The 23,423-nt window shown below is 60.6% G+C and carries 24 protein-coding genes and 1 pseudogene; 14 read left to right on the top strand and 11 right to left on the bottom strand.

Annotation, left to right across the window (positions count from 1 at the left end):
- Window positions 1–18 precede the first annotated feature (18 nt).
- Window positions 19–387, top strand: a complete 369-nt coding sequence (locus tag AC4PS6_RS09995) for a DUF4870 domain-containing protein (RefSeq protein WP_003195495.1) — start codon at window positions 19–21, stop codon at window positions 385–387.
- Between the two features lie 59 nt (window positions 388–446).
- Here the strand turns inward: AC4PS6_RS09995 and crc are convergent, their stop codons facing one another.
- The gene (gene crc, locus AC4PS6_RS09990; RefSeq protein WP_003195493.1) at window positions 447–1,226 is read right to left on the bottom strand and encodes a catabolite repression control protein Crc; all 780 of its coding nucleotides are present in this window, start codon (window positions 1,224–1,226) and stop codon (window positions 447–449) included.
- A gap of 82 nt (window positions 1,227–1,308) precedes the next feature.
- Here crc and pyrE point away from each other — a divergent pair, with 82 nt between their 5' ends.
- Entirely contained in the window at window positions 1,309–1,953 is a 645-nt protein-coding gene (gene pyrE / locus AC4PS6_RS09985; protein ID WP_014720483.1) for an orotate phosphoribosyltransferase, read from the top strand.
- A 166-nt stretch (window positions 1,954–2,119) separates the two neighbouring features.
- Here the strand turns inward: pyrE and argB are convergent, their stop codons facing one another.
- The 4 genes and pseudogenes from argB to coaBC form a co-directional block, all read right to left on the bottom strand.
- On the bottom strand, window positions 2,120–3,025 hold the full coding sequence (gene argB, locus AC4PS6_RS09980) for an acetylglutamate kinase (protein ID WP_003213275.1): 906 nt from the start codon (window positions 3,023–3,025) through the stop codon (window positions 2,120–2,122).
- A gap of 20 nt (window positions 3,026–3,045) precedes the next feature.
- Window positions 3,046–4,452, bottom strand: a pseudogene (locus AC4PS6_RS09975) (phosphomannomutase/phosphoglucomutase); the annotation flags it as partial.
- Window positions 4,453–4,706: 254 nt separating this feature from the next.
- Window positions 4,707–5,162 (bottom strand): dUTP diphosphatase, encoded by a 456-nt coding sequence (dut, locus tag AC4PS6_RS09970; RefSeq protein ID WP_014720481.1) that lies wholly within the window; start codon window positions 5,160–5,162, stop codon window positions 4,707–4,709.
- 5 nt (window positions 5,163–5,167) lie between these two features.
- A complete protein-coding gene (coaBC, locus tag AC4PS6_RS09965) occupies window positions 5,168–6,376 on the bottom strand; it encodes a bifunctional phosphopantothenoylcysteine decarboxylase/phosphopantothenate--cysteine ligase CoaBC (protein ID WP_492180780.1) in 1,209 nt (402 codons plus the stop codon).
- A 142-nt stretch (window positions 6,377–6,518) separates the two neighbouring features.
- Between coaBC and radC the strand changes: the two genes are divergently transcribed.
- Window positions 6,519–7,193, top strand: a complete 675-nt coding sequence (radC, locus tag AC4PS6_RS09960; protein ID WP_014720480.1) for a RadC family protein — start codon at window positions 6,519–6,521, stop codon at window positions 7,191–7,193.
- A 54-nt stretch (window positions 7,194–7,247) separates the two neighbouring features.
- Here the strand turns inward: radC and AC4PS6_RS09955 are convergent, their stop codons facing one another.
- Window positions 7,248–8,840: an ABC transporter substrate-binding protein gene (locus tag AC4PS6_RS09955; RefSeq protein WP_336827095.1), complete on the bottom strand. Its 1,593-nt coding sequence runs from the start codon at window positions 8,838–8,840 to the stop codon at window positions 7,248–7,250.
- A 457-nt stretch (window positions 8,841–9,297) separates the two neighbouring features.
- On the opposite strand from AC4PS6_RS09955, the gene rpmB reads away from it, so the two are divergent.
- Window positions 9,298–9,531 carry a 50S ribosomal protein L28 gene (gene rpmB / locus AC4PS6_RS09950; RefSeq protein WP_003176907.1) on the top strand — a complete coding sequence of 78 codons (234 nt, stop codon included), beginning with the start codon at window positions 9,298–9,300 and terminating at the stop codon, window positions 9,529–9,531.
- Window positions 9,532–9,542: 11 nt separating this feature from the next.
- Complete coding sequence (rpmG, locus tag AC4PS6_RS09945; protein ID WP_003176906.1) at window positions 9,543–9,698, top strand: 50S ribosomal protein L33; 156 nt, start codon at window positions 9,543–9,545, stop codon at window positions 9,696–9,698.
- Window positions 9,699–9,847: 149 nt separating this feature from the next.
- On the opposite strand, the gene AC4PS6_RS09940 is transcribed toward rpmG, so the two are convergent.
- Window positions 9,848–10,210 (bottom strand): cupin domain-containing protein, encoded by a 363-nt coding sequence (locus tag AC4PS6_RS09940; RefSeq protein ID WP_014720478.1) that lies wholly within the window; start codon window positions 10,208–10,210, stop codon window positions 9,848–9,850.
- Between the two features lie 230 nt (window positions 10,211–10,440).
- On the opposite strand from AC4PS6_RS09940, the gene AC4PS6_RS09935 reads away from it, so the two are divergent.
- Entirely contained in the window at window positions 10,441–11,934 is a 1,494-nt protein-coding gene (locus AC4PS6_RS09935) for an aldehyde dehydrogenase (RefSeq protein ID WP_003195472.1), read from the top strand.
- A gap of 177 nt (window positions 11,935–12,111) precedes the next feature.
- A complete protein-coding gene (locus tag AC4PS6_RS09930) occupies window positions 12,112–13,254 on the top strand; it encodes an MFS transporter (RefSeq protein WP_014720477.1) in 1,143 nt (380 codons plus the stop codon).
- Between the two features lie 125 nt (window positions 13,255–13,379).
- Here the strand turns inward: AC4PS6_RS09930 and AC4PS6_RS09925 are convergent, their stop codons facing one another.
- Window positions 13,380–14,948, bottom strand: coding sequence for a phospholipase D family protein (locus AC4PS6_RS09925; protein ID WP_032901893.1), 1,569 nt, complete (start codon window positions 14,946–14,948; stop codon window positions 13,380–13,382).
- Window positions 14,949–15,009: 61 nt separating this feature from the next.
- Window positions 15,010–16,434, bottom strand: a complete 1,425-nt coding sequence (locus AC4PS6_RS09920) for an aminotransferase-like domain-containing protein (RefSeq protein ID WP_003195467.1) — start codon at window positions 16,432–16,434, stop codon at window positions 15,010–15,012.
- Between the two features lie 166 nt (window positions 16,435–16,600).
- Here AC4PS6_RS09920 and AC4PS6_RS09915 point away from each other — a divergent pair, with 166 nt between their 5' ends.
- Complete coding sequence (locus AC4PS6_RS09915) at window positions 16,601–16,825, top strand: DUF1127 domain-containing protein (protein WP_014720475.1); 225 nt, start codon at window positions 16,601–16,603, stop codon at window positions 16,823–16,825.
- Here AC4PS6_RS09915 and AC4PS6_RS09910 read toward each other — a convergent pair whose 3' ends face one another.
- A complete protein-coding gene (locus AC4PS6_RS09910; protein WP_198832930.1) occupies window positions 16,826–18,118 on the bottom strand; it encodes an FAD-dependent oxidoreductase in 1,293 nt (430 codons plus the stop codon).
- Window positions 18,119–18,233: 115 nt separating this feature from the next.
- On the opposite strand from AC4PS6_RS09910, the gene AC4PS6_RS09905 reads away from it, so the two are divergent.
- Window positions 18,234–18,587: a YkgJ family cysteine cluster protein gene (locus AC4PS6_RS09905; RefSeq protein WP_003195461.1), complete on the top strand. Its 354-nt coding sequence runs from the start codon at window positions 18,234–18,236 to the stop codon at window positions 18,585–18,587.
- A 71-nt stretch (window positions 18,588–18,658) separates the two neighbouring features.
- Here AC4PS6_RS09905 and AC4PS6_RS09900 read toward each other — a convergent pair whose 3' ends face one another.
- Window positions 18,659–19,147: an Lrp/AsnC ligand binding domain-containing protein gene (locus AC4PS6_RS09900; protein ID WP_003176896.1), complete on the bottom strand. Its 489-nt coding sequence runs from the start codon at window positions 19,145–19,147 to the stop codon at window positions 18,659–18,661.
- A gap of 156 nt (window positions 19,148–19,303) precedes the next feature.
- On the opposite strand from AC4PS6_RS09900, the gene dadA reads away from it, so the two are divergent.
- The 5 genes from dadA to AC4PS6_RS09875 all read left to right on the top strand — a co-directional run bounded on the left by dadA (window position 19,304) and on the right by AC4PS6_RS09875 (window position 23,341).
- Window positions 19,304–20,605 (top strand): D-amino acid dehydrogenase, encoded by a 1,302-nt coding sequence (gene dadA / locus AC4PS6_RS09895; RefSeq protein WP_014720473.1) that lies wholly within the window; start codon window positions 19,304–19,306, stop codon window positions 20,603–20,605.
- Entirely contained in the window at window positions 20,577–20,930 is a 354-nt protein-coding gene (locus tag AC4PS6_RS09890; RefSeq protein ID WP_014720472.1) for a RidA family protein, read from the top strand. Before dadA ends, AC4PS6_RS09890 begins: the two co-directional genes overlap by 29 nt.
- Window positions 20,931–21,009: 79 nt before the next feature.
- On the top strand, window positions 21,010–22,083 hold the full coding sequence (alr, locus tag AC4PS6_RS09885; protein ID WP_034129082.1) for an alanine racemase: 1,074 nt from the start codon (window positions 21,010–21,012) through the stop codon (window positions 22,081–22,083).
- 116 nt (window positions 22,084–22,199) lie between these two features.
- Window positions 22,200–22,748 carry a cupin domain-containing protein gene (locus AC4PS6_RS09880; protein WP_014720470.1) on the top strand — a complete coding sequence of 183 codons (549 nt, stop codon included), beginning with the start codon at window positions 22,200–22,202 and terminating at the stop codon, window positions 22,746–22,748.
- A gap of 182 nt (window positions 22,749–22,930) precedes the next feature.
- Window positions 22,931–23,341: a c-type cytochrome gene (locus AC4PS6_RS09875; RefSeq protein ID WP_019819811.1), complete on the top strand. Its 411-nt coding sequence runs from the start codon at window positions 22,931–22,933 to the stop codon at window positions 23,339–23,341.
- Window positions 23,342–23,423 lie beyond the last annotated feature (82 nt).

Here is a 23,423-nt window from a genome sequence, read left to right as displayed (position 1 = left end):
GCCCCAAGGAGAAGCGCCATGAATGACAGCCAGTTGCCGGTCCCGGCCCCGTCCAAGGAAGTACGCCAGTGGGCAATGTTGTGTCATTTTGCGGCATTCCTGGGGTTGGTATTCCCCTTCGGCAGCTTGCTGGGGCCGTTGATCCTGTGGCAATTCAAGAAGGACATGGACCCGCTCATCGATGACCAGGGCAAGGAGGCGCTGAATTTCCAGATCACCGTGGCGATCGCCTGGCTGGTGTGCCTCTTGTTGGGCTTCGTGGTTGTTGGCTTCTTGCTGATGACCGTGCTGGTGATCGGGGCGTTGATACTGACGATCATCGCCGGTATCAAGGCCAACAAAGGCATTGCCTATCGCTATCCGTGGACCTGGCGCCTGGTCAAGTAACCGAACGGCCACAAAAAAACCGACATCAGTGTCGGTTTTTTTGTGCCTGGAAAACGACCTCAGATGGTCAATGTCCAGTCGTAGTCCACGATCAGCGGCGCGTGCTGCGAGAAGCGCGGCTGGCGCGGCAGGCGTGCACTGCGTACGAACCGGCGCAGGCCTGGGGTCAGCAGCTGGTAGTCGAAACGCCAGCCCAGGTTGAGCATCTCAGCCTGTTCGTTATCTGGCCACCAGCTGTACTGGTCGCCTTCGCGGCTGACTTCGCGCAGGGCATCGACATAGCCCATGTTGCCGACAATCTCGTCCATCCAGGCGCGTTCCGGCGCCAGGAAGCCTGGGGATTGCTGGCTGTCGCGCCAGTTCTTGATATCCAGCTTCTGTTGCGCCACGTACAGCGAGCCACAATAAATGTACTCGCGACGTTTACGTCGCTGTTTATCCAAGTAACGGGCGAAATCGTCCATTAGCTTGAATTTCTGGTTCAAGTCTTCATCGCCGTTCTGCCCGGAAGGAAGCAGCAAGGTCGCGATGCTGACCTTGTCGAAATCGGCTTGCAGGTAACGCCCGTAGCGGTCGGCTGTCTCGAAGCCGAGGCCGCTGATGACCGCCTTGGGTTGCAACCGCGAGTACAAAGCCACGCCACCTTGGGTGGGCACTTCGGCATCGCAGGCATAAAGGAAGTAGCCATCCAGTTGGAAGGCTGGGTCGTCCAGTTCAAAGGCGGAGGCACGGGTGTCCTGCAGGCAGATGACGTCGGCATTCTGTGCTTGCAGCCAACTGAGCAAACCACGCTCGACTGCAGCCTGAATACCATTAACGTTCACACTGATGATCCGCATAAATGGCCCCAAAAATCGCGTGCGTGTATGATACACGCCGTCCACCCAATTAGCTAAATCCGTGGTATCTGAGGCTTTTTTCATGCAGGCGTATCAGCGCGATTTCATTCGTTTTGCCATCGATCGCGGCGTTTTACGCTTCGGTGAGTTCACCCTCAAGTCCGGGCGCACCAGCCCGTACTTCTTCAATGCGGGCCTGTTCAACTCAGGTTCGGCCCTGGCTCAGCTGGGCCGTTTCTATGCGGCAGCCATCGTTGAGAGCGGTATTTCCTTCGACGTACTCTTTGGCCCGGCCTACAAGGGTATTCCCCTGGCAGCGGCGACGGCGGTAGCGCTGGCGGAGCATCACGGGCAGGACTTGCCGTGGTGTTTCAACCGTAAGGAAGCCAAGGCCCATGGTGAAGGTGGCAGCCTGGTCGGCGCGCCATTGACCGGCGAGGTGCTGATCATCGATGACGTGATCACCGCGGGTACTGCTATCCGTGAAGTGATGCAGATCATCGCTTCCCAGGACGGCGCCAAGGCTGCCGGTGTACTGATCGCCTTGAACCGTCAGGAACGCGGCAACGGTGAGTTGTCGGCGATCCAGGAAGTGGAGCGTGACTTCGGCATTCCGGTGGTGAGCATCGTGTCGTTGAACCAGGTGTTGCAGTTCCTGGAAGATGACCCGCAGCTCAAGCAGCATTTGCCGGCGGTGCGTGCCTACCGCGAGCAGTTCGGCGTCTGACACTGAATCCTGTGGGAGCGGGCTTGCCCGCGATAGCGGTGTGTCAGGCGGTGCATTTTAGAATGTACTGCCGTCATCGCAGGCAAGCCAGCGCCCACATTTGAACTGTGTACAAACAAAAAGCCCCGCTCAATTCGATTGAGCGGGGCTTTTTGCTTTGCAGCGGTTAAGGACGCTTGCGGTTACTGATCAGCGTGCCCACACCAGTATCGGTGAAGATTTCCAGCAGGATTGCATTTGGCACGCGGCCATCCAGGATCAGCGAGCTGCCGACGCCGCCCTGCACCGCTTCCAGTGCGCAACGGATCTTCGGCAACATGCCGCCGTAGATGGTGCCGTCGGCGATCAGGTCGTCTACCTGCTGGGTAGTCAAGCCGGTCAGTACCTTGCCTTCCTTGTCCATCAAGCCGGCGATGTTGGTCAGCAGCATCAGCTTTTCAGCCTTCAGTGCTTCCGCCACCTTACCGGCTACCAGATCGGCGTTGATGTTATAGGACTCGCCATTAGCACCCACGCCGATCGGCGCAATTACCGGGATGAAGTCGCCCTTGACCAGCAGGTTGAGCAAATCGGTGTTGATGCCGATGACTTCGCCCACCTGGCCGATGTCGATGATTTCCGGCTGGGTCATCTCCGGCGTCTTGCGGGTCACGGTCAGTTTCTTGGCGCGGATCAGTTCCGCATCCTTGCCGGTCAGGCCGATGGCGCTGCCGCCGTGGCGGTTGATCAGGTTGACGATGTCTTTGTTGACCTGGCCGCCGAGGACCATTTCCACCACGTCCATGGTTTGCGCGTCAGTGACGCGCATGCCATCGATGAAGTGACTCTCGATGGACAACCGCTTGAGCAGGTCGCCGATTTGCGGGCCGCCGCCGTGGACGACCACGGGGTTGATCCCTACGGCCTTCATCAGCACGATGTCGCGCGCAAAGCCGGTTTTCAGCTCATCGCTTTCCATGGCATTGCCGCCGTACTTGATCACCAGCGTCTTGCCGACGTAGCGTCGAATATAAGGCAACGCTTCGGACAGGACCTTGGCGGTGTTGGCAGCGGCTTCGCGTTCGAGGGTCATTCAGGGCTCCGGGCAAAAAATCAGAACGGTAATTGGAGATCAGGGGCAACACGTTTCAACTGGGCGTGGAACACGTCCTTGATGCGCTGCAACTCAGCCTCGGTATCCGCCTCGAAACGCAGGACCAGCACCGGTGTGGTGTTGGACGCGCGAACCAGGCCCCAGCCTTTGGCGTAATCGACTCGCACACCATCAATGGTGGTCAGGTTGGCGCCTTCACCCCATTGCGCATCGTGCAATGCGTCAATGATGCTGAATTTGCTCTCCTCGGTCACATGGATATTGATCTCTGGCGTAGAAATATCATTCGGGAAGGTCTGAAACAGCTCTTCGGCCGTGGATTTCTCCTTGCTGAGGATCTCCAGCAGGCGAGCGGCACTGTAGATACCATCGTCAAACCCGAACCAACGTTCTTTGAAGAACACGTGACCGCTCATTTCACCGGCCAACAGCGCGCCGGTTTCCTTCATTTTCTTTTTGATCAACGAGTGACCGGTCTTCCACATTAGCGGGCGACCACCGTATTCCTTGATCAATGGCGTCAGGCGACGCGTGCATTTCACATCGAAGATGATCTCGGCGTTGGCATTGCGCGCAACCACGTCTCGAGCAAACAGCATCAACAGGCGGTCCGGGAACACGATCTCGCCGGTTTCGGTCACCACGCCCACACGGTCGCCGTCGCCATCGAAGGCCAAGCCGACGTCGGCGCCCACTTCCTTGACCTTGGCAATCAGGTCTACCAGGTTTTCCGGCTTGCCTGGGTCTGGGTGATGGTTGGGGAAGTTGCCGTCCACTTCGCAGAACAGTGGGATCACTTCGCAGTTCAGGGCTTCGAGCAATTGCGGGGCAATCACACCCGCTGCGCCGTTGCCGCAGTCCACCACGACTTTCAAGCGGCGGGCGAGCTTGACGTCACGGGTGATTTCATCGGAGTAGCGTTGCAGGATGTCAACCTTGGTGATGGTCCCTGTGCCGCGGGTCAGGTCGTTGGTCTTCAGGCGGGTGTGCAGGGCCTGGATCTGCTCATTGGCCAGGGTGTCGCCAGCGATGACGATCTTGAAGCCGTTGTAGTCCGACGGGTTGTGGCTGCCGGTAAGCATGACCCCGGATTTGCCCGCCAGTACGTTGGCGGCGTAGTACAGCGCGGGGGTTGGCACCAGACCGACGTCGCTGACGTGGCAGCCGCTGTCAGCCAGGCCCTGGATCAGTTGCTCGACCAGCTCCGGGCCAGACAAGCGGCCGTCACGGCCTACCGAAACGTTGGGTTCGCCTTGGGCCAGACTCTGGGAGCCGATGGCGCGGCCGATCCAGTAGGCGGTTTCGGCGGTCAGGGTCTTGGGGACCACACCACGGATGTCATAGGCGCGAAAAATGCTGTCGGGAAAGGTCGGGGCTACGCGGGCTGCGGTACTCATCGCGGGGGAAACTCCATCTGAAAGGGGGCAAGGCGGGCCTGATGTGGCTGGCCGGCAGGCTCAAACTGAAGGGTATGACGGCGTTTTCGGCAGAGAGTTCGTGGTGTAAAAATGCCATCGGCGCTTCGGCGCTAGCATTATTTTTACGTAGTCATTTGATTTCATTAGAGAAATCTCGATGATTATTTCCGCGCATTCTTCATCCTGAAAAGCCGGGCGGTGGCGCGTGGCCGGACGATTGCATCCGGCCACGTTCAGCTTAGTCAGTGACTGCCGGAATGCCCAAAACCGCCTGCGCCGCGTTGGGTTTCATCGAATTCCTGCACCAATTCAAAATGCGCCTGCACCACCGGCACCAATACCAGTTGGGCGATGCGCTCGCCGACGGCGATGTTGAAAGCAGTCTGGCCACGGTTCCAGCACGACACCATCAACTCGCCCTGGTAGTCGGAGTCGATCAGGCCGACCAAGTTGCCGAGCACGATGCCATGTTTGTGACCCAGGCCGGAGCGCGGCAGGATCAGCGCCGCCAAGCCAGGATCGCCGACATAGATCGACAGGCCAGTGGGAATCAGGATGGTTTGGCCCGGCTCAAGGACGGTGTCCTCCTTGAGCATGGCGCGCAGGTCCAGGCCGGCGGAACCCGGCGTGGCGTAGGCCGGCAGAGGGAATTCGTTGCCGAGGCGTGGGTCGAGAATCTTGGCTTGCAAAGCGTGCATGGACATTAAACCTGGTTCAGCCGTTGGGCGATAAAAGAGATCAGTTGGCGGGCAATCTTGCCCTTGCTGGTCTGGGCGAAAAGGGTGGCGTGCAGTTCGCGGTCGATCACGCTGCACGCATTTTCCTCGCTGTTGAAGCCGATGCTCGGGTTGGCGACATCATTGGCAACGATCAGGTCGAGGTTTTTGTCTTTCAGTTTGCGTGCGGCGTAGTCCAGCAGGTGCTCGGTCTCGGCAGCGAAGCCGACGCTGAACGGACGGTCTGGACGGGTTGCGATGGTGGCCAGGATGTCCGGGTTACGCACCATTTGCAGGAGCAGGCCGTCGCCGCTCGTAGGGTCTTTCTTGAGCTTCTGCGGGGCCACGACCTCCGGGCGGTAATCCGCAACCGCTGCCGAGGCGATAAACAGGTCGCAGGGAATGGCGGCTTCGCAGGCCGCCAACATGTCCCGGGCGCTGACTACGTCGATCCGCGTGACGCGATCAGGGGTCGGCAGATGCACGGGACCTGTGATCAGTGTGACCCGTGCGCCTGCCTCGACCGCGGCTTCTGCCAACGCGAAGCCCATTTTTCCTGAGCTATGGTTGGTGATGTAGCGGACCGGGTCGATGTTTTCCTGGGTTGGGCCAGCGGTGATCAGCACGTGCTTGCCGGTCAGGGCCAGGTGCTGGAAGCACTCGGCGGCGCATTGTGCGAGGTCCGTGACTTCGAGCATGCGGCCCAGGCCGACGTCGCCGCAGGCCTGGCTGCCGGACGCCGGGCCGAACACCTTGAGGCCGCGGGTTTGCAGGAGTTGGGTATTGGCCTGGGTGGCCGGGTCGCGCCACATGGCCTGGTTCATGGCCGGAGCGATAGCGACGGTGGCGTCGGTGGCCAATACCAGGGTGGTGAGCAGGTCATCGGCAATGCCCTGGGCCAGGCGGGCGATCAGGTCGGCAGTGGCCGGGGCTATCAGCACCAGGTCGGCCCATTTGGCCAGTTCGATATGGCCCATGGCGGCTTCTGCGGCCGGGTCCAGCAGGTCGAGGTGAACCGGGTGGCCGGACAGGGCTTGCATGGTCAGCGGGGTGATGAACTCACTGCCTCCACGGGTCATGACCACGCGCACTTCGGCGCCCTGGTCCAGGAGCCTGCGAACCAACTCTGCGCTCTTGTAGGCGGCAATGCCGCCGCCGACGCCGAGAACGATGCGTTTCCGATACAGACGCTGCATTGGTTTGCCTTTCCAGTTCAGTGATGCCAGTTCAGTGACGCCTGCGATGACCCCTCCCCAGGTGAAATCGCCGGCAAAAAAGAGGGCCCTACGATAACACAGCGCCCGCCGGGCAACAGCGGAGCAGATACAGGGAGGTGGGATGAGTATTCGTGATTGGCCCGTGGCGGAGCGTCCGCGGGAGAAATTATTGGAAGGCGGCGCAGCGAGCCTGTCCGATGCCGAGCTGTTGGCGATTTTCCTGCGTACGGGGGTTGCCGGCCGAAGTGCGGTGGATCTGGCGCGCCATCTGTTGGCGCAATTCGGTGGCCTGCGCCCGTTACTGGAGGCCAGCCAGACGTTGTTCAGCCAGCATCTGGGGCTGGGGCCGGCGAAGTTTGCCCAACTGCAGGCGGTGCTGGAAATGTCCCGGCGCCACTTGGCTGAGCGCTTGCGGGCTGACTCGGTGCTGGAGAGCCCGTTGGCCGTGCGCGAGTACCTCAAGGCGCTGCTGCGCCATGAGCCCCATGAGATATTCGGCTGCCTGTTTCTGGACTCCAAGCATCGGGTGCTGGGGTTCGAGGTCATTTCCCAGGGCACCATCGACGCTGCGATTGTCTATCCGCGACAAGTGGTCAAGCGCGCCTTGGCGTACAACGCGGCGGCGTTGATCCTGTGCCACAACCACCCGTCGGGGAGCGCGGAGCCCAGCGCGGCTGATCGAAAATTGACCAAGCTGCTGCAAAAGGCGCTGGACGTGGTGGATGTGCGGGTGCTGGACCATATCATCGTGGGCGATGGCGACCCGCTGTCGATGGCTGAATACGGTTGGCTGTAACGGCCCTGCCTCTGTAGGAGCGAGCAAGTTCGCTCCTACAGGTGGGAGTGTGCCTTAGGGCTTGAGGCTGACTTTCGAATAGTCCTGGCGCCCGAACGGGCTTACCTGGTACCCCTGGATGTTCTTGCGGGTCAAGGCAAACGCCGTCGGATGCGCCAGTGGCAGCCACAGCGCCTGTTGCTGGATCTGCGCCTGGGCCTGCTGATACAGCTTGCTGCGCACACCTTGCTCGCTGGTGGTTTTGCCCGCACTGATCAACTTATCCAGGGTAGGGTCGCAATAGCGGGCAAAGTTGGTGCCGGACTTCACCGCTGCGCATGAGAACTGCGGCGTCAGGAAGTTATCCGGGTCGCCGTTGTCGCCGGCCCAGCCCATGAACAGCAAGTCGTGCTCGCCGGCCTTGGCGCGGCGGATCAACTCGCCCCATTCGATCACGCGAATCTCGGCCTTGATGCCAACCTTGGCCAGGTCGGCCTGCAACAGTTGGGCGCCGAGGTTCGGGTTGGGGTTCAGCAGGCTGCCCGTAGGGCGGGTCCATATTGTGGTCTTGAAGCCGTCCTTGAGCCCGGCGCGGCCCAGCAGCGCCTTGGCTTTGGCGAGGTCCTGCGGGTAGCCTGGCAACTCCTTGGCATAGCTCCAGGTGTTCGGCGGGTAGACACCGTTGGCTGCTTCGGCGGTGCCTTCGAACACGGCCTTGAGGTAGCTGCCCTTATCAAAGGCCAGGTTGATCGCCTGGCGCACTTCGGGCTTGTCCAGCGGTGGGTGCTGGCTGTTGATGGCGACGAACGCGGTCATGAAGGCGGCGGTTTTTTCCACCTTCAGCGCCGAGTCTTTTTCGGCCTCGCCCACATCCAGGGGCTTGGGTGACAGGGCGATCTGGCATTCATCGCGGTGCAGCTTCTGCAGGCGTACGTTGGCGTCCGGGGTGATGGCGAAAATCAGGTTATCCACCGCCGGTTTGCCGGCGAAGTAGTCCGGGTTGGCCTTGTAACGCACCACGGCATCTTTCTGGAAACGCACGAACACAAACGGGCCGGTGCCGATTGGCTGGCTGTTGAGCTTCTCGGGTGTGCCGGCCTTGAGCAATTTATCGGCATATTCAGCCGGATAGATCGAGGCAAAGCCCATGCTCAGTGCTGGTAAGAAGGTGGAATCGGCATGGTCGAGGGTGAAGCGCACGGTCAGTGGGTCAAGGGCGTCGATTTTCTTGACCAGTGTGGGCAATTGCAGGGATTGGGCGTGAGGAAAGCCGCTCTGGGCGATCTTGTGCCACGGGTTGGCCGGGTCGAGCATGCGCTCGAAGCTGAAGCGCACGTCTTCGGCGGTCAAGGTGCGGCTTGGGCTGAAATAACTGGTGCGATGGAATTTCACATCGGGGTGCAGTTTGAAGGTGTACGTCAGCCCATCGGGCGACACTTCCCAGCTGTCTGCAAGGCTCGGTACCAACTTGCCACTGGCCGCGTCGAATTCCACTAAACGGTTCATCAGCACGTCGGCCGAGGCGTTGGTGGTGGTCAGTGAGTTGTACTGCACCACATCGAAGCCTTCGGGGCTGGCCTCGGTGCATACGCTCAAGTTGGTGGCCGCAACGGCCATCGGCGCAATAAAGAGAGGGGCAAGCAATAGCGGTAGGGCAGCGAGGCGCATATTCGGTTTCCTGTGCAGATCGAAGGCCCATCTGCGAGTGCAGTCTGGAAAAAGCCTACCGTAGAGGTCTGATTGATAAATGACTAGCCCATTTTTGCCTGTGCTTTTGGCCAAAATGCTGTTTTGATGGCGCCTCAGCGTGTTTCGCCGTGCACTTCCCTGTGACCGCAGGCGTTGTAAATCATTCTGTGCGACGAGCGGTCGGCTGTTACAGCGGCCCCTCCTGGCAGCGGTTCAGGCACTTGTGGCCAAGATTTACGCTGCTAAAAGTACACAGGTTGTTGTTGCACTGGGGTCTTTCTGGTATAAAGCAGCGCTCTTTTCTAGGGGCCCGGTTCCTTCACTGTAGGTGTAGCCGGTAAGACCCTAAAGAAACGCGGCGCCTGGCGCCAAATGACTGAGAGATTAAGCGGCCAACCCATGCCGGGTTGGGCATGTGGTTTTAGAGGGCTGAGGCATGTCGAGAGTCTGTCAAGTTACCGGTAAGGGTCCGGTGACTGGGAATAACATTTCCCACGCAAATAACAAAACCCGTCGTCGTTTCCTGCCGAACCTGCAGCATCACCGCTTCTGGGTTGAAGAAGAGAAACGTTTCGTGCGTCTGCGCGTATCTGCTAAAGGCATGCGTATTATCGACAAGCGTGGCATCACTGTCGTGCTGGCCGAAATCCGCGCCGCTGGCAAGATCTAAGGAGCTCTATCATGCGTGAATTGATTCGAATGATCTCTAGCGCCGGTACTGGTCACTTCTACACTACCGACAAGAACAAGCGTACTACCCCGGACAAGCTCGAAAAGAAAATGTTCGACCCGCGCGTTCGCAAGCACGTGATCTACAAAGAAGGCAAAATCAAGTAATTGATTTTCCTCCTTGTGAAAAAAAGCCCGTATCTCACGATGCGGGCTTTTTTTTGCCTGATCGTTCCCACGCTCTGCTGATCGTTCCCACGCTCTGCGTGGGAATGCCGTCTCGGACGCTTAGCGTCCCGTTGTCGATCAATCAATGATCAGGCTTTCTCTTCAAACACCACGTAGATCTTGCGGCACGCTTCCAGCACTTCCCAGGTACCGCTGAAACCGGCAGGGATCACAAAGCGATCGCCTGCCCGCAGGGTCTTGGCATTCCCCTCGGCATCACGCAACACCGACACGCCTTGCACGATCTCGCAGTACTCATGCTCGGTGTAGTTGACCTTCCACTGGCCCACTTCACCTTCCCAGACGCCGGCGTTCATCTGGCCGCATGGGCTGTTGTAGTGGTTGTAGAGTGTCTGCTCGGGATCGCCCTTGAGGATTTTCTCGGCGGCAGGGCGGTAGCGTTCGGGGGCGGTGTTGGCTTGGCTGAAATCGACGATGTCCTGGATGCTCATGTGCATTTCCCGTCTGGCCTGCGGTTGGAGAGCCCAAAGTCTATGTTTATTAAAATGAACATCGCAAGGGCGTTTGCCGCCGTTCTGTCAAATATATTGAAACATCCCCAGCCGCTGGTTTAGGGTGGCAGCTGCCTTGAGCCGAACAGCAGGCTGGTCGGGCAAGCATTCGTGATGGCTCCGGGATAAACCTCCCAGGCCCTTGTATTCAATAAGAGGAGGACACTCGCATGACCACCCTGACCCGTGCCGACTGGGAACAACGCGCCAAGGCTCTGAAGATCGAAGGCCGCGCCTATATCAATGGCGAATACACCGCCGCCGTTTCCGGTGACACCTTCGAATGCATCAGCCCGGTGGATGGGCGCTTGCTGGCCACTGTCGCCAGCTGTGATGCCAGCGATGCCCAGCGCGCCGTGGAAAATGCGCGTGCCACTTTCAATTCCGGCGTGTGGTCGCGCCTGGCACCGGCCAAGCGCAAGTCCGTCATGATCCGTTTCGCCGCGCTGCTCAAGGCTAACGCCGAAGAACTGGCGCTGCTTGAAACCCTGGATATGGGCAAGCCCATCAGCGATTCCCTGAACATCGACGTCCCCGGCGCGGCGCAAGCCCTGAGCTGGAGCGGCGAGGCGATCGACAAGATCTACGACGAAGTCGCCGCCACGCCCCACGATCAACTGGGCCTGGTGACCCGCGAGCCCGTCGGTGTTGTTGGCGCCATCGTGCCGTGGAACTTCCCGTTGATGATGGCGTGCTGGAAACTCGGCCCGGCGCTGTCCACCGGCAACTCTGTCATCCTGAAGCCGTCCGAAAAGTCCCCGCTCACCGCCATCCGCATCGCCGCGTTGGCCGTTGAGGCTGGTATTCCAAAAGGCGTGTTCAACGTGCTGCCTGGCTATGGCCACACCGTGGGTAACGCCCTGGCGGTGCACATGGACGTCGATACCCTGGTGTTCACGGGCTCCACCAAGATCGCCAAGCAACTGTTGATCCGCTCCGGCGAGTCGAACATGAAGCGTGTATGGCTGGAAGCCGGTGGCAAGAGCCCGAACATCGTGTTTGCCGACGCGCCGAACCTGCAAGCGGCGGCCGAATCCGCCGCCAGCGCCATTGCCTTCAACCAGGGCGAAGTCTGCACTGCCGGCTCGCGCCTGCTGGTCGAGCGTTCGATCAAAGACACCTTCCTGCCGCTGGTGATCGAGGCCCTCAAGGGCTGGAAACCCGGCAATCCACTGGACCCAGCCACCACTGTGGGTGCGTTGGTGGATACGCAGCAGATGAACACCGTGCTTTCGTACATTGAAGCCGGCCACGCCGACGGCGCCAAGCTGGTCGCGGGTGGCAAGCGCACCCTGGAAGAGTCCGGCGGCACCTACGTCGAGCCGACGATTTTCGACGGCGTGACCAATGCCATGAAGATCGCCCAGGAAGAGATCTTTGGCCCGGTCCTGTCGGTGATCACTTTCGACAGCGCCGAAGAAGCCATCGCCATCGCCAACGACACCCAATACGGCCTGGCTGCGGCGGTGTGGACGGCGGATATCTCCAAGGCACACCTGACGGCCAAGGCTCTGCGCGCCGGCAGCGTGTGGGTTAACCAGTACGACGGCGGCGACATGACCGCACCGTTCGGTGGTTTCAAGCAGTCGGGTAATGGCCGCGACAAGTCGCTGCATGCATTCGACAAGTACACCGAGCTGAAGGCGACCTGGATCAAGCTCTAAGCAACACTGCTGATCCCCTGTAGGAGCGAGCCTGTGTGGGAACTGGCTTGCCTGCGATAGCATCACTGAGGTGTGGCTGACACACCGAGGCGTCTGTATCGCAGGCAAGCCAGCTCCCACATAAGCTCGCTCCTACAGTTCGTTTTGCGAAGCAGAATTATCCACAGGAGCGTGGCAATGCGTTGGGCGACATATTTCGCCGTGCTGGCCTCGGTACTCAGCGTTGGCCTGGCCCTGGGTGTCAGCATGCCGTTGGTATCCCTGCGTCTTGAAGGTTGGGGTTATGGCAGTTTCGCCATTGGCGTGATGGCGGCGATGCCGGCATTCGGCGTCCTGCTGGGCGCCAAGGTCTCCAGCCGCATGGCGTCCTGGCTCGGCACTGCCAACCTGATGCGCCTGTGCCTGTGGGCCGGTGCGGTGTCCATCGGCTTGCTGGCGATCCTGCCCAGCTACCCGGTGTGGCTGGTGCTCAGGCTGATGATCGGGGTGATCCTGACCATCGTATTCATCCTTGGCGAAAGCTGGATCAACCAACTGGTGGTCGAGCAGTGGCGTGGCCGGCTGGTGGCGCTCTACGGCTGCAGCTATGCCTTGAGCCAGCTGTCGGGGCCGTTGCTGCTGGGCCTGATAGGCACCGATCATGACTATGGCTTCTGGGTCGGCGCAGGCCTTTTAGTGGTGGCGCCGTTACTGTTGCTAGGACGTACCGGGGCGCCGACAGCGGATTCGTTCAGCATGACGTTTGGCGACCTGTGGCGCTTTTGCCTTGGCCTGCCGGCGATTGCCTGGGCTGTGGCGTTGTTCGCTGCCTTCGAAGCGATGATTCTGACGTTGTTGCCGGTGTACTGCCTGCAACAGGGTTTTACCGCTGAGATCGCCTTGGCGATGGTCAGCACGGTGGTGGTGGGCGATGCGTTGCTGCAATTGCCCATTGGCGCGCTGGCCGACTACCTGCCGCGACGCACTCTGTTTCTGGCCTGTGCACTGCTGTTGCTGGCGTCGAGCCTGGCGGTGCCGTTATTGATGCACACCTTGCTGATCTGGCCGGTGTGGGTGCTGTTCGGCGCCAGTGCCGGCGGTTTGTTTACCTTGTCGCTGATTTTGATTGGCGAGCGCTACCGCGACGATGCGTTGGTGCGTGCCAACGCTCACGTGGCGCAGCTGTGGGGCATTGGCTGCCTGATCGGGCCGCTGGTGGCAGGAGCGGGCAGCCAGTGGATCAGCGGGCATGCGCTGCCGCTGTTGATGGCTGCCGGGGCGCTGGGGTTGGTGGTGCTGTTGCTGCGCCAGGGGGCTTTCGGCGCTACGCAGCCGGCCTGACCTTTAAACGCGGCCAATGTGGGAGCTGGCTTGCCTGCGATGACGGTTTGTCAGCCAGCTGATTTGTTGTCTGGCACACCGCTATCGCGGGCAAGCCCGGCTCCCACAGGTGATCCGCAGGGGTTTTAGAGCATGCGTTCCAGGCCAACACTGGTGGCGAACCAGGCGTTGAACCGCCGCCACCAACTGCCCGGTTCGCAAGTCAGAGTGTGCATCTGGCCGTTGTCTTCTGTCACCCACACCACTTGGCCGTCCTGCAGTTTGGCCTCATAGCTCAACGCTGGCGCCATACCTTCCAGCGCCAGGTTGCGCACGTGTTCGGCCAGTTCGGGGCTGTCCACCAGTACGCCGACTTCGGTGTTCCACAGCACTGAGCGCGGGTCGAAATTGAATGAGCCGATAAACGACTTTTCTCGATCGAAAATCATCGCCTTGCTGTGCAGGCTGGAGTCCGAGCCGCGCCAGCTGCCATGCCGAAACAGGTGCGGGCCGCTGCTTGCGCTGGGATCGCCCGGCTGCCGGCGCAGCTCATAGAGCTTCACCCCGTGCTCCAGCAGTGCCTTGCGATACGGCGCATAACCGCCGTGCACGGCCGGTACGTCGGTGGCTTCGAGGGCGTTGGTCAGCAGGCGCACCGAAACACCCGCATCGGCACGCCCTGTGAGGTAGACCAGCCCAGGTTGGCCCGGTACGAAGTAAGCCGAAATCATGATCAGCTCATGGCTGACCCCCGCCAGCTCTGGCGCCAGCTGGGTGGTCAGCAACAGTCGCGGGTCGGGGTCGGCCTTGGCCAGTACCTTGCTCGGTGCGTCCCACAGCGCCTGGTTCCAGGCCCAGATCAACTCGCGGCGCCAGATGTCCATGCGGGGCTGGGTCTGGTAAGTGCGCAGGCGGTTATACAGCGCGTGGTTCTGCTGACGGGACTGAGCCAGGGAGGCTTCAAGGCGCCCGCGGGCGACGGCGAGGTCGACCTTGGAGGGTTTGTTCGAGACGAAGTCATCGATAGGCTTGCTCAGGGCGCTGTTCCAGTACTGGTCGAAGCTGTGACCCAATTGCTCGGCTACCGGCCCGACGCTGAGCATGTCGATGTCGGTGAAATTCAGGTTGGGTTCGGCGTCGAAATACTCGTCGCCCAGGTTGCGCCCGCCAACGATGGCCACGCTGTTATCGGCCAGCCACAGCTTGTTATGCATGCGCCGGTGTTGCAGCGACAGGTTGAATACACGGCCCATGGCGCGTGTAACGCCGGTGCTGCGCCCCAGGTGCAGCGGGTTGAACAGGCGTATCTGCACCTTGGGATGGGCGGCGAGGGTGGCGATGATCTGGTCGAGGCCATCGCTGGTGGTGTCGTCCAGTAGAATGCGTACGCGCACCCCGCGGTCGGCGGCCTTGAGCAGTTCGTCCACAAGCATGCGTGTGCTGATGCCGTCGTGCACGATGTAGTACTGCAAGTCGAGGCTGGTCTGGGCGTTGCGGATCAACTCGGCGCGGGCCATGAAGGCTTCACTGCTGTTGGGCAGCAAACGAAAGCCCGAGCGCCCTTGGTAGGGGGCGGCCTGGGCCTGGATCGAGCGACCGAACGAGGAGTCCTTCGCCGGCAGGGCATCGCTGGGGATGCGCGGGGTGTCGACCGTGGCGCAGCCGCCCAGGGCCAGGGCGGCCAGCAGGCAAAACGGTAAAAGCCGTCGAATCATCAAGGAAACTGCTTCCAGGTCAGGGCGGTTGTGGCATATGACGGCAATTGCTCGGGAAAGGTCAGTCCGCCGTCTCTTCCAGCATCTTGCCAGCGGCAGCACCTACCTTGCGCACGGCCTCTTCAATCTGCGCTGTTGGCTTGGCAGCGTAGTTCATGCGCAAGCAGTTACGGTACTTGCCGGAAGCGGAGAAGATACTGCCTACCGCCACCTGTACGCCTTGTTCCACCAGCACGCGGTTGAGCTTCAAGGTGTCGAAGCCCTCCGGCAGCTCGATCCATAACATAAAGCTGCCCTGGGGCCGGCTGGCACGCGTACCAGCGGGAAAATAACGGCTGACCCAATCCAGCATCAAGTCGCGATTACGTTGGTATTGGGTGCGCATCCTGCGTAAATGCGGCTCGAAATGACCGCCTTTGAGGAATTCTGCAATGGCAATCTGCGGCTGTGTAGCCGTAGAACCGGTGCTGATGTATTTCATGTGCAGCACCCGTTCCAGATAGCGTCCCGGTGCGACCCAGCCAATGCGCAGACCGGGCGCCAGGGTTTTGGAGAACGAGCTGCACAGCAGCACACGCCCGTCTTCATCGAAGGATTTGATGGTGCGCGGGCGTGGGTAGCTGTAGGCCAGCTCGCCATACACATCGTCTTCGATAATCGCCACGTCAAAGCGCTGGGCCAGGGTCAGCAAGGCGCGTTTGCGCGCTTCCGGCATGATGTAGCCCAAGGGGTTGTTGCAGTTTGGGGTGAGCTGGATGACTTTGATCGGCCACTGTTCCAGCGCCAGTTCCAGGGCCTCCAGGCTGATGCCGGTGAGCGGGTCGGTGGGGATTTCCAGGGCTTTCATGCCCAGGCCCTTGAGGGTCTGCATGGCACCGTGGAAGCTGGGCGAATCCACCGCGACGATATCGCCAGGCTCACAAATGGCGTGAATGCTGGCGGAGAGGGCTTCGTGGCAGCCGGTGGTGATCACGATGTCTTCGGCGCTCAGTTGGCAACCGGAGTCCAATGACAGCCGGGCGATTTGCTCACGCAGTTCCATACAGCCGAGGATATTGTCGTAATACAGCCCCGGCAGGTCTTGGCGCCGGCTGACACGGGCGAGGCTACGCAGCAGCGGCTTCAAGGTGGGCGACAATACATCCGGCATGCCCCGACCCATCTGTATGACGTCTTTGCGCGGCACCGCACGAATCAGTTCCAGCACCAGGTCCCACTGGGAGATTTCCACTGGCCGTTGGGCCGGGCGGCCAATCTCGGGCAGTGCCGGCAGTTCACGGCCCACCGGAACAAAATAGCCCGACTTGGGCTTGGGCATCGCCAGGCCGTTGTCTTCGAGCAACCGATACGCCTGCTGCACGGTGCTCAGGCTCACCCCATGTTCCACACTCAAGGCCCGCACCGAGGGCAGTCGATCGCCCGGACGATAGAAGCCCTGTTCAATGCGGGTGCCGAGCAATTCGGCGAGGTTGACGTAAAGAGTCATGGTGGTCGCTCCCGAGGGACCAGTACAGATAAAGGGAAAATACAGGATTCAGCCACGCATAGGGAGCATCTGTATGGATCTAATAAAAGTTGGCTGAATCTGTAATGGTTCTGGCCGCCCGCGCATGCTGGTCACTCAAGGCAACAGGCCAATGAGGGGCAGTCAAATGAGCGGCATGAGCGATGTACGGCTGGCGTTACGCAGTCAGGAACTGGAAGCGGGGCAGGAGCAGGCGCTCACTGCCGCGGCGCCTGGCCGCTGGCATCTGTTCTGGCGCCGTCGCCATACGCGCAAGGCCCTGCTGGACCTGAGCCGCGAGCAGTTACGCGACATCGGGCTGACCGCCGAGCAGGCGCGCCGTGAGGGTTTGAAACCCTTCTGGCGCGATTGATCAGAGCAGTTCTTTGAGGCGGTGCCAGAGCATCCCCAGTGCCAGCAACGGCGAACGCAGGTGTTTGCCGCCGGGGAAGGTGATGTGTGGCACCTGAGCGAACAGATCGAAGCGCCCCTGTTGCTGGCCGCTGATGGCCTCGGCCAGCAGCTTGCCCGCCAGGTGCGTGGCGTTGAGGCCATGGCCGGCATAGGCCTGGGCGTAATACACGTTGGGTTGATCGGCCAGGCGGCCAATCTGCGGCAGGCGGTTGGCGCCGATGCCGATCATGCCGCCCCATTGGTAGTCGATTTTCACGTCTGCCAATTGGGGGAATACCTGCAGCATCTTCGGCCGCATGTAGGCGCCGATGTCCTTGGGGTCTCGACCGGAGTAGTGGCAGGCGCCGCCGAACAACAGGCGACGGTCGGCGGACAGGCGGAAGTAATCCACCGTCACGCGCTGGTCACACACGGCCATGTTCTGCGGTAACAGGCTGGTGGCTTGCGCCTCGCTCAAGGGCTCGGTGGCAATGATGTAGCTGCCGGCGGGCAACACCTTGCCGCTCAGTTGCGGGTTGAGCCCGTTCAGGTAGGCGTTGCAGGCCAGTACCAGGGTCTTGGCGCGCACAGTGCCTTGGGCGGTGTGCACCTTGACCTCAGGACCATAGTCGATACGGGTCACTTGGGATTGCTCGTACAGCGCCACGCCCAAGTGCTGGGCAACGGCAGCCTCACCCAGTGCCAGGTTCAGCGGGTGCAGATGGCCGGAACCCATATCGATCATGCCGCCTACATAGCGATCAGAGCCGATTACGGTGCCCATCTCGCTGGCTTGCAACAGGCGCACTTCGTGGCGGTAACCCAGGCTGCGCAGCTCTTCGGCATCCTCGGCCAGGCCCTGCAGGTCGCGGGGTTTGTTGGCCAGGTCGCAGTAGCCCCAGGTCAGGTCACAGGGGATCTGGAAGCGCTCCACACGCTCGCGCACGATCTCCACGGCTTCCAGGCCCATCAGCTTCATCTGGCGCACGCCGTCGCTGCCGATCACCTGGGTGAACTGATCCAGCCCGTGGCCGACACCGCGAATCAACTGGCCGCCATTGCGCCCGCTGGCGCCCCAACCGATTTTGCGCGCCTCCAGCAACACCACGCGAAAGCCGCGCTCGGCCAATTCCAAGGCGGTGTTGAGCCCGGAGAACCCCCCGCCGATCACACAGACATCGGCGTTTACCTCACCGGTCAGCGTCGGGTAATCCGGTTGCGGCACGCTGCTGGCGGCGTAGTAGGAAGCGGTGTGCCGGGCGCTGGCGGTCATGGGGAACCTCCCTGTCTGGAAAATTTGACGCAGGATACAGTGGTCGCACGACGCTGTCTGCGCGGGGCGTTTTGCGTCAGAATCCACGTCTATTCGCCGTTCGGTATGGGTTTCGATGAGTTGCAACAGTCAGAAAATCAGCGCGCTGCGTCGCCAGATTCCTTCGTTCGAGTGCGTCCCCGGTTGCCACGACTGCTGTGGGCCGGTGACCACCTCGCCCGAGGAAATGTCGCGCCTGCCGCGCAAGACCGCTGCCGAGCAAGAGGCGGCGATGGACGAGCTGAACTGCGTGCATCTGGGGCCCAAGGGTTGCACGGTGTATGACGAGCGGCCGCTGATCTGTCGCCTGTTCGGCACCACCAAGACCTTGCCGTGCCCTAATGGCCGCCGGCCAGTGGAGCTGATTCATCCGCGGGTGGAGAAGCAGATTCATGAGTACATGGCGAGTACCCGGCAGGTGTTGGTCTAGCGGATGTATTCGGTTAAAACCAAGGGAGCAGGCACGCCAGCTCCCACATTTGACCGTGTTGTGTCAGTGGGTCAGTCAGGGATCGGCAGGTTCAGGCTTTCTTTCACCTCTTCCATCACGATATAGCTCTTGGATTCGCGCACATGGGGGAGTTTGAGCAGGATATCGCCCAGCAATTTGCGGTACGAAGCCATCTCCGAGATTCGCGCTTTCACCAGGTAGTCGAAATCACCCGACACTAGATGGCACTCCAGCACGTGAGGCAGTTTCAGCACGGCTCGGCGAAATTCTTCAAAGGTGTCACCCGACTTGTAATCCAGGCTGATCTCGACAAATACCAGCAAACTTCCCTTCAAATGCTGGGGATTGAGCCGTGCGTTGTAGCCCATGATGATCCCTTCGCGCTCCAGGCGCCGCACGCGCTCGGTGCAGGGCGTGGTGGACAGCCCGACCTTTTCCCCCAGCTCCGTGAACGAGATGCGCCCGTCGGTTTGCAGGATGCGCAGGATATTGCGGTCGATCTTGTCCAGCTCCCGTTTGGTCTGGGTGTTGGTACGCATAGGGGATACGCCTCTGTCAAAAGGGTTTTTGCCAAGAATTGTCGCCAAATATAGGCATTTATATAGTGAAATGCACTGTCGATTGTTTTTTACACTGCGCTCATCATTGCTCGAATAACACACGTCAGCGGCCAAGCCCGCGATGAGGATATAAAAATGCGCGTTCTGGTCTTGGGTAGCGGCGTCATTGGGGTGACCAGTGCCTATTATTTGGCGCGGGCCGGCTTTGATGTCGTGGTGGTTGATCGTCAGCCTGCCGCTGCCATGGAAACCAGTTTCGCCAACGCCGGCCAGGTCTCCCCTGGGTATGCTTCGCCCTGGGCCGCGCCGGGTGTGCCACTCAAGGCGATCAAGTGGCTGTTGCAACGCCACGCGCCGTTGGCAATCAAGGCCACTGCTGATATCGACCAATACCTGTGGATGGCGCAGATGCTGCGCAACTGCACGGCCAGCCGCTACGCGGTGAACAAGGAACGCATGGTGCGCCTGTCCGAGTACAGCCGCGACTGCCTCGACGAATTGCGCGCCGAGACCGGCATTGCCTACGAAGGGCGCAGCCTCGGGACTACCCAACTGTTCCGCACCCAGGCCCAACTCGATGGTGCCGCCAAGGACATCGCCGTGCTGAAAGAGTCCGGCGTGCCATTCGAATTGCTCGACCGCGCCGGCATTGCCCGGGTTGAACCGGCTCTGGGCAGCGTCACCGATATCCTCGCGGGTGCCTTGCGCCTGCCCAACGACCAGACGGGCGATTGCCAGATATTCACCACGCGCCTGGTCGACATGTGCAAACAATTGGGCGTGGAATTCCGCTTCGAACAAGACATCCAGCGCCTGGACTACGCAGGCGACCGCATCAATGGTGTGCTGATCGACGGCAAGCTGGAAACCGCCGACCGCTATGTACTGGCCCTCGGCAGTTACTCGCCCAAGTTACTCAAGCCATTGGGCATCAAGGCGCCGGTGTACCCGCTCAAGGGCTACTCGCTGACCGTGCCGATCACTAACCCGGCAATGGCGCCGACCTCGACCATTCTCGATGAAACCTACAAAGTCGCGATTACCCGTTTCGACAACCGTATTCGCGTCGGTGGCATGGCTGAAATAGCCGGTTTTGACCTGTCGCTGAACCCGCGGCGACGTGAAACCCTGGAGATGATCGTCAACGACCTTTATCCTCAGGGCGGCGATCTGGCCCAAGCCAGTTTCTGGACCGGCCTGCGCCCGACCACCCCAGACGGCACGCCGATTGTGGGTGCCACGCCGTTCAAGAACCTGTTCCTGAATACAGGCCACGGTACCCTCGGTTGGACCATGGCCTGTGGTTCGGGTCGCTTGCTGGCCGACCTGATGGCGAAGAAAACGCCGCAGATCAGCGCCGCAGGCCTCGATATTTCCCGTTATGGCAACCACCAGGAGTCCGCACAACATGTCAATCCAGCGCCAGCTCACCAATGAGCGCATGAGCCAGATCGTTGTCCACAGCGGTACCGTGTACCTGGCAGGGCAGGTAGGCGACGACATGAGCGCCGGGATTGAACAGCAAACCCGTGAAACCCTGGTCAATATCGAGCGCTTGCTGGACTTGGCCGGTACCGACAAGTCCAGGTTGCTGTCGGTGACGATCTACCTGAAAGACATCGACGCCGACTTCGCCGGCATGAACGCGGTGTGGGACAAGTGGCTGCCCAAAGGCGTCGCCCCGGCCCGCGCCACTGTGCAAGCCAAGCTGTGCGAACCCGAGATTCTGGTAGAGCTGTCAGTCGTGGCTGCGCTGCCTTAACAATGATCCCTCTCCCGGTGCCGGCGTTGTTGGTCGGCACCGGTTTTTTATTGACTTTGCTGCCTAGAAGCCTGCCGCCATGCGTCCAGCCCGTGCCCTGATCGATCTCCAAGCCCTGCGCCATAACTACCAATTGGCCCGAGAAGTCACCGGGGCCAAGGCCCTCGCCGTGATCAAGGCCGATGCCTACGGCCATGGCGCGGTGCCCGTGGCCCAGGCACTGGAGGCGCAAGCCGACGGGTTCGCGGTGGCGTGCATCGAGGAAGCGCTGGAACTGCGCGCCGCCGGCATTCGTGCGCCGGTGTTGCTGCTGGAAGGTTTTTTCGAAGCCGACGAGTTGCCGCTGATCATCGAGCAGGATTTGTGGTGCGTGGTGCATTCGCTGTGGCAGTTGGACGCCATCGAGCAAGCTCGTTTGAGCAAGCCGCTGACAGTGTGGCTGAAGCTGGACTCGGGCATGCACCGTGTGGGCCTGCACCCCAAGGATTACCAGGAGGCGTATCAGCGCCTGCTGGCGAGTGGCAAAGTGGCGAAAATCGTGCTGATGAGCCATTTTGCCCGCGCCGATGAGCTCGATTGCGTCAGCAGCAACGAACAAGTAACGGTGTTTGAGGCGGCGCGCCAGGGGCTGGCGGCTGAGGTCAGCCTGCGCAACTCACCGTCTGTATTGGGCTGGCCGAGCGTGTCCAGCGACTGGGTGCGCCCCGGTATCATGCTTTACGGCGCAACGCCCTTTGGCGAAGACCAGGCCCTCGCCGCGCGCTTGCAGCCGGTGATGACCCTGGAATCCAAAGTCATCTGCGTGCGCGAGTTGCCAGCCGGTGAGCCGGTGGGCTATGGCGCCAGGTTCGTCACGCCCAAGCCGATGCGCATCGGCGTGGTTGCCATGGGCTATGCCGACGGTTACCCGCGCCATGCGCCTACCGGCACACCGGTGCTGGTCGCTGGCCAGCGCAGCCGGCTGCTGGGGCGCGTGTCCATGGACATGCTGTGTGTCGACCTCACCGACTTGCCCCAGGCGGGCCTTGGTTCCACCGTAGAGCTGTGGGGCAAGCACATCCTCGCCAGCGATGTGGCCGTGGCCGCCGAGACCATCCCTTATCAGATTTTCTGCAATCTGCGCCGAGTGCCAAGGCTCTATAGCGGCGCTTAGCCGCCGGCAATGAACCGAGCACGCCGGGATTTAGGCCCAAGTGTTGTAAATACTGAACGCTGTCGCCATGATAACGCTCAATTACAACAAAGCCTGAATCCTAGGAGGCTCCTGCATTGGACGTCGGCGAACGACTGCAATCCATCCGTAAACTCAAAGGTCTTTCCCAGCGTGAGCTCGCCAAGCGTGCGGGCGTCACCAACAGCACCATTTCGATGATCGAGAAAAACAGCGTCAGCCCCTCGATCAGCTCCCTGCGCAAGGTGCTGGGCGGTATCCCCATGTCCATGGTCGAGTTCTTTTCCGAAGAAGTCCTCCAGGAAATACCGACGCAGATCGTCTATAAAGCCAATGAGCTGATCGACATCTCTGACGGTGCCGTCACCATGAAACTGGTGGGCCGGGCGCGCCCAAGCCGGGCCATCGCATTTCTCAATGAAATCTACCCTCCGGGTGCCGACACGGGCGAAGAAATGCTCACTCATGAAGGCGAAGAAACCGGAATTCTGGTGGAAGGGCGCCTGGAATTGGTGGTCGGCCTTGAAACTTTTGTGCTCGAAGCGGGCGATAGCTACTACTTTGAAAGCACCAGGCCTCATCGTTTTCGCAATCCGTTCGACGTGCCGGCGCGACTAATCAGCGCAGCCACACCCGCGAACTTTTAAGAATAGAGGCGCCCTGCCAGCGTTGCAGAGGTTCCCGCAGCTGTACACCGTGAGGCCGAATCTCCCTTTATTTAATAGGGTTGTTTCGGCCAGGCGGGCTAACCGTTATACTTTCGCCGCCTGCGAAACCGTGGCCGCAGGCGTGAATAGCCACCATTGAGGGTGAACGCGTGAACCTAATTATGAAAATGCTGGCTGCACCAGCAACCGTACTGGCCCTATGGGCTGTCAGCGCTCAAGCTGCGACCAATGATGACATTGCCAAGCGCCTGGAGCCTGTGGGCCAGGTTTGCGTCCAGGGCCAGGAATGCAAGGGCATGGAAGTTGCCGTGGCAGCCGGCGGCGGCGGCGCGAAAACCCCCGATGATATCATCGCCAAGCACTGTAACGCGTGCCACGGCAGCGGCCTTTTGGGTGCGCCAAAAATTGGCGACACCGCCGCATGGAAAGAGCGCGCCGACCATCAAGGTGGCCTCGATGGCATCCTGGCAAAGGCCATCACCGGTATCAACGCCATGCCGCCCAAAGGCACCTGCGCTGATTGCTCGGACGACGACCTCAAGGGTGCGATCAAGAAGATGTCCGGGCTGTAATCGGTCGATCTTCGTCAAAAATGCCGCTTACGAGCGGCTTTTTTGTGCCCGCGATTTGGTATTCAGGCTGTTCATTGCAGCA

This window comes from Pseudomonas sp. DW-iso17 (assembly GCF_058725345.1).
The sequence above is the reverse complement of the archived record's forward strand: the minus strand, read 5'-3'. Positions and strand labels throughout refer to the sequence as shown.

What these genes read in the sequence shown, in the direction of transcription:
- AC4PS6_RS09995 (WP_003195495.1), top strand. Translation starts at nt 19, where the DNA reads ATGAATGACAGCCAGTTGCCGGTCCCGGCCCCGTCCAAGGAAGTACGC.
- crc (WP_003195493.1), bottom strand. Translation starts at nt 1,226, where the DNA reads ATGCGGATCATCAGTGTGAACGTTAATGGTATTCAGGCTGCAGTCGAG.
- pyrE (WP_014720483.1), top strand. Translation starts at nt 1,309, where the DNA reads ATGCAGGCGTATCAGCGCGATTTCATTCGTTTTGCCATCGATCGCGGC.
- argB (WP_003213275.1), bottom strand. Translation starts at nt 3,025, where the DNA reads ATGACCCTCGAACGCGAAGCCGCTGCCAACACCGCCAAGGTCCTGTCC.
- dut (WP_014720481.1), bottom strand. Translation starts at nt 5,162, where the DNA reads ATGCACGCTTTGCAAGCCAAGATTCTCGACCCACGCCTCGGCAACGAA.
- coaBC (WP_492180780.1), bottom strand. Translation starts at nt 6,376, where the DNA reads ATGCAGCGTCTGTATCGGAAACGCATCGTTCTCGGCGTCGGCGGCGGC.
- radC (WP_014720480.1), top strand. Translation starts at nt 6,519, where the DNA reads ATGAGTATTCGTGATTGGCCCGTGGCGGAGCGTCCGCGGGAGAAATTA.
- AC4PS6_RS09955 (WP_336827095.1), bottom strand. Translation starts at nt 8,840, where the DNA reads ATGCGCCTCGCTGCCCTACCGCTATTGCTTGCCCCTCTCTTTATTGCG.
- rpmB (WP_003176907.1), top strand. Translation starts at nt 9,298, where the DNA reads ATGTCGAGAGTCTGTCAAGTTACCGGTAAGGGTCCGGTGACTGGGAAT.
- rpmG (WP_003176906.1), top strand. Translation starts at nt 9,543, where the DNA reads ATGCGTGAATTGATTCGAATGATCTCTAGCGCCGGTACTGGTCACTTC.
- AC4PS6_RS09940 (WP_014720478.1), bottom strand. Translation starts at nt 10,210, where the DNA reads ATGAGCATCCAGGACATCGTCGATTTCAGCCAAGCCAACACCGCCCCC.
- AC4PS6_RS09935 (WP_003195472.1), top strand. Translation starts at nt 10,441, where the DNA reads ATGACCACCCTGACCCGTGCCGACTGGGAACAACGCGCCAAGGCTCTG.
- AC4PS6_RS09930 (WP_014720477.1), top strand. Translation starts at nt 12,112, where the DNA reads ATGCGTTGGGCGACATATTTCGCCGTGCTGGCCTCGGTACTCAGCGTT.
- AC4PS6_RS09925 (WP_032901893.1), bottom strand. Translation starts at nt 14,948, where the DNA reads ATGATTCGACGGCTTTTACCGTTTTGCCTGCTGGCCGCCCTGGCCCTG.
- AC4PS6_RS09920 (WP_003195467.1), bottom strand. Translation starts at nt 16,434, where the DNA reads ATGACTCTTTACGTCAACCTCGCCGAATTGCTCGGCACCCGCATTGAA.
- AC4PS6_RS09915 (WP_014720475.1), top strand. Translation starts at nt 16,601, where the DNA reads ATGAGCGGCATGAGCGATGTACGGCTGGCGTTACGCAGTCAGGAACTG.
- AC4PS6_RS09910 (WP_198832930.1), bottom strand. Translation starts at nt 18,118, where the DNA reads ATGACCGCCAGCGCCCGGCACACCGCTTCCTACTACGCCGCCAGCAGC.
- AC4PS6_RS09905 (WP_003195461.1), top strand. Translation starts at nt 18,234, where the DNA reads ATGAGTTGCAACAGTCAGAAAATCAGCGCGCTGCGTCGCCAGATTCCT.
- AC4PS6_RS09900 (WP_003176896.1), bottom strand. Translation starts at nt 19,147, where the DNA reads ATGCGTACCAACACCCAGACCAAACGGGAGCTGGACAAGATCGACCGC.
- dadA (WP_014720473.1), top strand. Translation starts at nt 19,304, where the DNA reads ATGCGCGTTCTGGTCTTGGGTAGCGGCGTCATTGGGGTGACCAGTGCC.
- AC4PS6_RS09890 (WP_014720472.1), top strand. Translation starts at nt 20,577, where the DNA reads ATGTCAATCCAGCGCCAGCTCACCAATGAGCGCATGAGCCAGATCGTT.
- alr (WP_034129082.1), top strand. Translation starts at nt 21,010, where the DNA reads ATGCGTCCAGCCCGTGCCCTGATCGATCTCCAAGCCCTGCGCCATAAC.
- AC4PS6_RS09875 (WP_019819811.1), top strand. Translation starts at nt 22,931, where the DNA reads ATGAAAATGCTGGCTGCACCAGCAACCGTACTGGCCCTATGGGCTGTC.